The sequence below is a fragment of the Thermosulfurimonas sp. genome (assembly GCF_015491435.1).
Taxonomy (GTDB): domain Bacteria; phylum Desulfobacterota; class Thermodesulfobacteria; order Thermodesulfobacteriales; family Thermodesulfobacteriaceae; genus Thermosulfurimonas_A.
Genome location: NZ_WFVX01000012.1, coordinates 1 through 5,808 on the forward strand (window position 1 = coordinate 1; position 5,808 = coordinate 5,808).

9 protein-coding genes are annotated in these 5,808 nt (G+C 61.7%); 8 read left to right on the plus strand and 1 reads right to left on the minus strand.

Going from position 1 to position 5,808, the window contains the following annotated elements; translation table 11 throughout:
• From F8J34_RS00510 to F8J34_RS00545, 8 genes are all read left to right on the plus strand, one after another.
• The coding region (locus F8J34_RS00510) for an ATP-binding protein (RefSeq protein WP_297055241.1) at nt 1-733 on the plus strand (733 nt) is incomplete at its 5' end.
• A complete protein-coding gene (locus F8J34_RS00515) occupies nt 734-1,216 on the plus strand; it encodes a putative metalloprotease CJM1_0395 family protein (protein ID WP_297055244.1) in 483 nt (160 codons plus the stop codon).
• Entirely contained in the window at nt 1,213-1,860 is a 648-nt protein-coding gene (locus tag F8J34_RS00520; RefSeq protein WP_297055247.1) for a phosphatidylserine decarboxylase, read from the plus strand. Before F8J34_RS00515 ends, F8J34_RS00520 begins: the two co-directional genes overlap by 4 nt.
• Nucleotides 1,857-2,603 (plus strand): CDP-diacylglycerol--serine O-phosphatidyltransferase, encoded by a 747-nt coding sequence (gene pssA / locus F8J34_RS00525; protein ID WP_297055253.1) that lies wholly within the window; start codon nt 1,857-1,859, stop codon nt 2,601-2,603. Before F8J34_RS00520 ends, pssA begins: the two co-directional genes overlap by 4 nt.
• Nucleotides 2,604-2,640: 37 nt before the next feature.
• Nucleotides 2,641-2,979, plus strand: a complete 339-nt coding sequence (locus tag F8J34_RS00530) for a DUF370 domain-containing protein (protein WP_297055256.1) — start codon at nt 2,641-2,643, stop codon at nt 2,977-2,979.
• 2 nt (nt 2,980-2,981) lie between these two features.
• Entirely contained in the window at nt 2,982-3,566 is a 585-nt protein-coding gene (gene gmk, locus F8J34_RS00535) for a guanylate kinase (RefSeq protein ID WP_297055259.1), read from the plus strand.
• Nucleotides 3,539-4,312 carry a 23S rRNA (guanosine(2251)-2'-O)-methyltransferase RlmB gene (gene rlmB, locus F8J34_RS00540; protein ID WP_297055261.1) on the plus strand — a complete coding sequence of 258 codons (774 nt, stop codon included), beginning with the start codon at nt 3,539-3,541 and terminating at the stop codon, nt 4,310-4,312. The genes gmk and rlmB overlap by 28 nt, the downstream gene beginning before the upstream one ends.
• Nucleotides 4,291-5,508 carry a glycosyltransferase N-terminal domain-containing protein gene (locus F8J34_RS00545; protein WP_297055263.1) on the plus strand — a complete coding sequence of 406 codons (1,218 nt, stop codon included), beginning with the start codon at nt 4,291-4,293 and terminating at the stop codon, nt 5,506-5,508. The genes rlmB and F8J34_RS00545 overlap by 22 nt, the downstream gene beginning before the upstream one ends.
• Here the strand turns inward: F8J34_RS00545 and F8J34_RS00550 are convergent.
• Nucleotides 5,505-5,753, minus strand: coding sequence for an Lrp/AsnC ligand binding domain-containing protein (locus tag F8J34_RS00550; protein ID WP_297055266.1), 249 nt, complete (start codon nt 5,751-5,753; stop codon nt 5,505-5,507). The genes F8J34_RS00545 and F8J34_RS00550 overlap by 4 nt on opposite strands.
• Nucleotides 5,754-5,808 lie beyond the last annotated feature (55 nt).

Genomic DNA, 5,808 nt, shown 5'->3' on the forward strand with positions numbered 1-5,808 from the left:
CTGTGCCTCCTGTTCCGCGGGGCCGGCCTTCGAGGGCGGGGGGATCAAACACGGGATGCGGGCCACGGTGGGGGCCATCGAGGCGGTGCACATCAACCCCATCACCTATGAACCCATGATCCTCACCATCGGAGGGCGCAAACCCAAGGGCATCTGCGGCTCGGGGATCATCGCCCTCCTGGCCAGCCTCTTCCTCACCGGGCTTATAGATCGCTCCGGCAAATACCGGCGGGACCTCGATCATCCCCGTCTGCGGGAGGGACGTTACGGATGGGAATATGTCCTGGTTTTTGCCGAAGATTCGGCCACCGGAGAGGATATCGTCTTCACCGAGGCGGACATAGACAACCTCATCCGGGCCAAAGGGGCCATGTTTGCCGGATGCCAGACCCTGCTTGAGTCGGTGGGACTTTCGGTGGAGAACCTGGAACGGGTGATTCTGGCCGGGAACTTCGGAAGTTATCTGGACCTGGAACAGGCCATCACCATCGGCTTGCTTCCGGACCTGCCCCGGGATAGATTTTACTTTGTGGGGAACAGCAGTCTTCTGGGGGCAAAATTGATGGCCCTTTCCACGGCCTATCGGTCCCGGGCGGTGCAGGTGGCCAGGATGATGACCCATTTTGAGCTCTCGGCCCATCCGGGATATATGGACTATTACCTCTCGGCCCTTTTCCTGCCCCACACCGATATCGAGCTTTTCCCCTCGGTAAAGGAAAAACTGGAGGACTAGGTGCGGATCGGAAGCCTATCCGGGGTCATACATGGAGCGATGCAGCTTCAGAAAGTCCGGGCCTCGGCCCCGGAAAAGGGCGGAGCCGAGAAAAAGACTCCTTCCGGGCCCGGAAGGGAACTTGCGGAGCTGCGGGAACTACTGGAATTATCCCGGCTTCGGCGGATAGATCAGGCGGTACGGGCCCACGAAAGGGCCCATCTGGTGGCCGGAGGCGAACTGGTACGCAGCGGTCCCCATTATATTTACAGACGCGGACCGGATGGGAAACTCTACGCAGTAGGAGGCGACGTGGTGCTGGATACCTCGGCGGTTCCGGGGGATCCGGAGGCCACCCTGCGCAAGGCCGAAAAGATCGTACGGGCGGCGCTGGCTCCGCTGAACCCCTCCCCGCAGGACATCCGCGTGGCGGTAGAGGCCCAGATCATGGCCATGGAAGCCCGTCTGGAACTGGCCCGGGAAAGGAACGGAGGGGAAGAATGATGCGCATAGCCCGCGAGGGATGGCCCTGGATCCTGCTAGCCGGGGGGGCCGGGGGAACCGCAGCCCTTCTGAGAAAAAAATCTCTGGGACTGGCCGCAGCCGGGGTCACCGGGGCCCTGGTGTGGTTCTTCCGGGATCCCTCCCGTGAACCCGTGCCGGATAGGGAGCTCCTGATCTCTCCGGCGGATGGAGTGGTATCCACCGTGCGTTATTACCCCGAATACGAGGGTTTTCCCGGCCCGGTCTATCGGGTGGGGATCTTCATGCGCCTGCACGACGTACACGTGAACCGGGCTCCGGTCCCCGGACGTATCCTTCAGGTCATCTCTTCCCGCGGGCGCAAATTACCGGCCTCCTGGGATCCGGCCCTGGAGTGGAACGAAAAACGCCTTTACTGGATGGAAAGGGACGACGGGATTCCCATCCTGGTGGTTCAGGTGGCCGGTCTTCTGGCCCGGCGCACGGTCAGTTACGTGCGCCCGGGAGACGAGGTCCTCACCGGGGATCGTCTGGGAATGATCAAGTTCGGTTCCCGGGTCGAGGTGTTCTTCCCTGCGGAGGGAACCCGGGTCCTGGTTCGGGAGGGACACCGGGTACGCGCCGGCGAGACCCCTCTGGCCCTCCTGCCCTGGAAGACCGAATGAGACGGATCACCCTCCTGCCCCATATTTTCACCACCGGCAACCTGTTTTCCGGGTTCTTTGCCCTGGTGGCGGCTCTTTCGGGAAAGATCACCGTGGCCTCCTGGGCCATTTTTCTGGCCATGCTCTGCGACATCCTGGACGGAAGACTGGCCCGGCTCACCTCCTCGGTTACCCGCTTCGGGATGGAATACGACTCGCTTTGCGACATGGTCTCTTTCGGGGTGGCCCCGGGGCTGCTGGCCTACGAATTCGCCCTTAAACCTTACGGCCGTTACGGCTGGCTGGCGGCCTTCGTCTATGTGGCCTGCACCGCCCTGCGTCTGGCTCGTTTCAACGTGGAGGAACCCGGCCCCCGGGCCTATTTCAAGGGGCTTCCCAGTCCGGCGGCGGCCGGGTTGATCGCTGCCACCATCATCTTCCTGAACCGCATCGGCGCGGTCTTCCCGGTAAAACACATCGCGCTCCTGCTCATGATCTATCTGGTCTCCTTTCTCATGATCTCTCCCCTGCCCTACCCCAGCTTCAAGGTGCTTCGTTTCCGAGAGAGTCAGCTCACCTATCTCCTGCCCCTGATGATCCTGGCCTTTGCCATCATCGCCCTGGAACCCAGGATTACCCTCTTCGTCCTCTTCATCCTCTACGCGGCCTGGCCCCCTCTGAAACTCTTTCTCCTTCAACCCCTCCTTTCCCTCCTCCCGGAACGCCTGCGTCCGGGATTTGACATTCACAAAAAGGAGGTTTAAAAAGAAAACGCAAAAACGGAAAAGGGAGGAATAGGAAATGAGCTGTAAGTGTCGTCTCTTGAATATTGGTTTCGGGAACTCCGTGGTAGCCGAGCGGGTGGTGGCCATCGTAAACCCCAATTCCGCTCCCATGAAAAGGCTTCGGGAGGAGGCCAAGGAAACCAAACGTCTCATCGATGCCACCCAGGGAAGGCGCACCCGGTCCATCATCATTACCGATTCCAACCACGTCATCCTTTCGGCCATCCAGGCGGAGACCATTGCTCAACGCCTCACCTCGGATCTCCTGAAAATGCACGAAGAGCGGGCCGAGGGGCACAACGCCTCCGAGGAGGAGGAAAAAACAACCTCCAGGCGTAAGCGAAAGTCCTCCTGAAGATGGCTGGAAAAGGGTTACTTTTGGTGGTTTCCGCCCCTTCGGGGGCGGGAAAGACGACTCTCTGTCATCTTTTGATCCAGCGGCTGGGTTTTCGTTTTTCGGTCTCTCACACCACCCGCTCCCCCCGGCCGGGCGAGGTGCACGGCCGGGATTATTATTTTGTCTCCCGCCGGGAGTTTGAAGACCTGATCCGGCAGGGGGCCTTCCTGGAATGGGCCGAGGTGCACGGGCACCTCTACGGTACCAGCAAAACCGAGGTGGAAAGGGCCCTTTCCGGAGAGGAGGATCTCCTCCTGGACATCGACGTGCAGGGGGCCTCTCAGGTACGCCGTAAGCTGAGGGAGAGAGCGGTATTCGTCTTCGTGGCTCCGCCCAGTATGGAGGAACTGGAACGGCGTTTACGCCGGCGGGGGACCGAGTCCGAGGAGGTATTGAGGCGTCGGCTGGCCCGGGCCCGGGAAGAGATGCAGTTTGCTCCCTGGTTCGATTACGTGGTCATCAACCAGGAAATAGAACAGGCCTTTGCGGATCTGGCGGCCATCGTGAGGGCCGAAAAATGCCGCCCCCAGCGGGCCCTCTCATGAGCCGGGTGGTCTGGGGGGTCAATCCGGTCCTGGAGCTCCTCCGAAGCCAGCCCGAACGGGTGGAGGAGATATGGCTTGCCGCCTCCGGGCTGAAGGGAAAACGCCGGCGCATCCTGGATCTGGCCCGAAACCTGGAGGTGCCGGTCAAGGTGGTCCGCGAGTTCCATCCTCCCAAGGTCCCCTCCGGGGCCCCCACCCAGGGAGTGGTGGCTTACCTCCGGGAATTCGATTATCTTTCCTGGCCGGAATTCGAGGAGGAACTCTCTTCCGTACCGGATCCGGTGGTCCTTCTGCTGGATGAGCTCACCGATCCTCAGAACGTGGGTTCCCTGATCCGCAGCGCCGAGGTCCTGGGGGCCCGGGGAGTGGTGATCCCCAAACACCGGGCCGCAGGTATTACCCCCACCGTGATCAAGGCCTCCGCCGGGGCGGTCTTTCATCTTCCCATTGTCCGGGTGGTGAATCTCCGGCAGGCCCTGCGACGCTTAAAGGAACTGGGGTTCACCCTCTACGGCCTGGATGCCGCGGGGCCGCGGGAGATCATGGAAACCGATCTTACCGGCCCGGTAGGCCTGGTCGTCGGAAGCGAGGGACGGGGATTGCGGGAGAGCGTACGGCGGGAGTGCGATCTCCTGGTGCGTATCCCCGTGCAGGGGCGCATTGAATCCCTGAACGCCGCGGTAGCCGGAGCCATAGCCCTTTACGAGACCCTGAGACAGCGCCTATGTACCGCCTCTACCGTCTGAGCACCCGTCTGCTGGAAAAGATCCTCTCCCGGAAATATCCGGAAAGGTTTTCCCCTCCCGAGGAGGAAGGGGTGGAGGTGTGGATGCATGCCGCCTCGGTGGGGGAATCCCGGGTGGCTGCCGCCATCCTGGAGGAAACCCTGCGCCTCCGGCCCGAACTGCGGATACTCCTTACCCTTCAGACCCGTTCCGGACTGGAACAGGCCCGCGAGATCCTGAACCCCCTTTCCGGGATCGGGATCCGGCTGGCCCCCTGGGATGGTCCCGGAACCGTCAGGGCCTGGCTACGAAAACTCTCTCCCCGGGTCCTGGTCCTGATAGAAACCGAATTATGGCCCAACCTTCTCTTCGAGGCCTTCCGCCACGGAACCCCGGTATTGATCCTTAACGGACGCCTTTCCTCCCGCTCCTTTTCCCGCTATCGCCGGCTGCGTCCCCTCTTTGGCCCTCTGCTGGGCCGGATTTCCATGGCCGGGGTCATCTCCGAGGAGGATCGGGAACGTTTCCTGGCCCTGGGGATACCCCCGGAGTGTGTCCGCGTGCTGGGCAACGCCAAGCACGACCTCTCCTTTCGCCGGGTGGAGGACCTGGATCCGGTCCCGCTGGTCCGGCGCCTGGGGCTGCGCCCCGGCGAAAGGCTCCTCGTCTTCGGTAGTATGCGCCGGGGAGAGGAGGAGGTGGTGTCCCGGATCATCTCCGGCCTGGCCTCCGTTCCGGATCTGCGTTTCGCGGTGGTCCCCCGCCACCCGGAAAGGGCCCCGGAATTCGGAAAACACCTCACCGCCCGGGGACTGACCGCGAGCTTCTTCCGGAATAATCACCACCTGAGCGGGGCCCGGATCATCGTGGTGGATGAAATCGGCCCCCTTTTTACCTTTTATGCCCTGGCCGAAGCGGCGGTGGTGGGGGGGAGCTTTCGACCCCTGGGAGGACAGAATCCGCTCGAGCCGGCCATCCTGGGCAAACCCGTCCTCTTCGGACCGCACATGGAAAACTTCCCCCTGGAAAGCCAAGCTCTCCTTTCCGAGGGCGGGGCCCGTCAGGTCAACACGGTGGAGGAGGCCCTTTCCGTGCTCTCCGACTGGTTACACCATCCGGATAAAGCTCGCGCCCAGGGATGGAAGGCCTTTCAGGCCGCCCGGAAACTTCAGGGGGCCTCCCGCAGATACGCCGAATTACTGCTGCGGTTTCTCTAGTGTCCTTCCTCCAGTTTCACCACCGGACAGGTCATGGTGTGCTGGATGGAGGGTATGGTCTGGAGTTTTCGGAGCACCACCTCGGAGAGGGTCTCGTGATCCTCGGTTTCTATCTCGGCGATGATGTCGTAGGGCCCCATAATAATGTCGATCTTCTTGACCTCCGGCATCTCCAGCAGGGTGCGGGCCACCTCCGCGGTCTTCCCGATCTGGGTATTGATGAGAATATAGGCCCTGAGCGGCATATTATCCTCCCCCTGAATTTTAGATCCAATTTACCACAGAAAACCGATCCCCAGA

Bases quoted from the DNA above. Each gene is read 5' to 3' on its own strand.
- F8J34_RS00520 (WP_297055247.1), top strand. From the start codon at position 1,213: ATGATGCGCATAGCCCGCGAGGGATGGCCCTGGATCCTGCTAGCCGGG.
- pssA (WP_297055253.1), top strand. From the start codon at position 1,857: ATGAGACGGATCACCCTCCTGCCCCATATTTTCACCACCGGCAACCTG.
- F8J34_RS00530 (WP_297055256.1), top strand. From the start codon at position 2,641: ATGAGCTGTAAGTGTCGTCTCTTGAATATTGGTTTCGGGAACTCCGTG.
- gmk (WP_297055259.1), top strand. From the start codon at position 2,982: ATGGCTGGAAAAGGGTTACTTTTGGTGGTTTCCGCCCCTTCGGGGGCG.
- rlmB (WP_297055261.1), top strand. From the start codon at position 3,539: ATGCCGCCCCCAGCGGGCCCTCTCATGAGCCGGGTGGTCTGGGGGGTC.
- F8J34_RS00545 (WP_297055263.1), top strand. From the start codon at position 4,291: ATGTACCGCCTCTACCGTCTGAGCACCCGTCTGCTGGAAAAGATCCTC.
- F8J34_RS00550 (WP_297055266.1), bottom strand. From the start codon at position 5,753: ATGCCGCTCAGGGCCTATATTCTCATCAATACCCAGATCGGGAAGACC.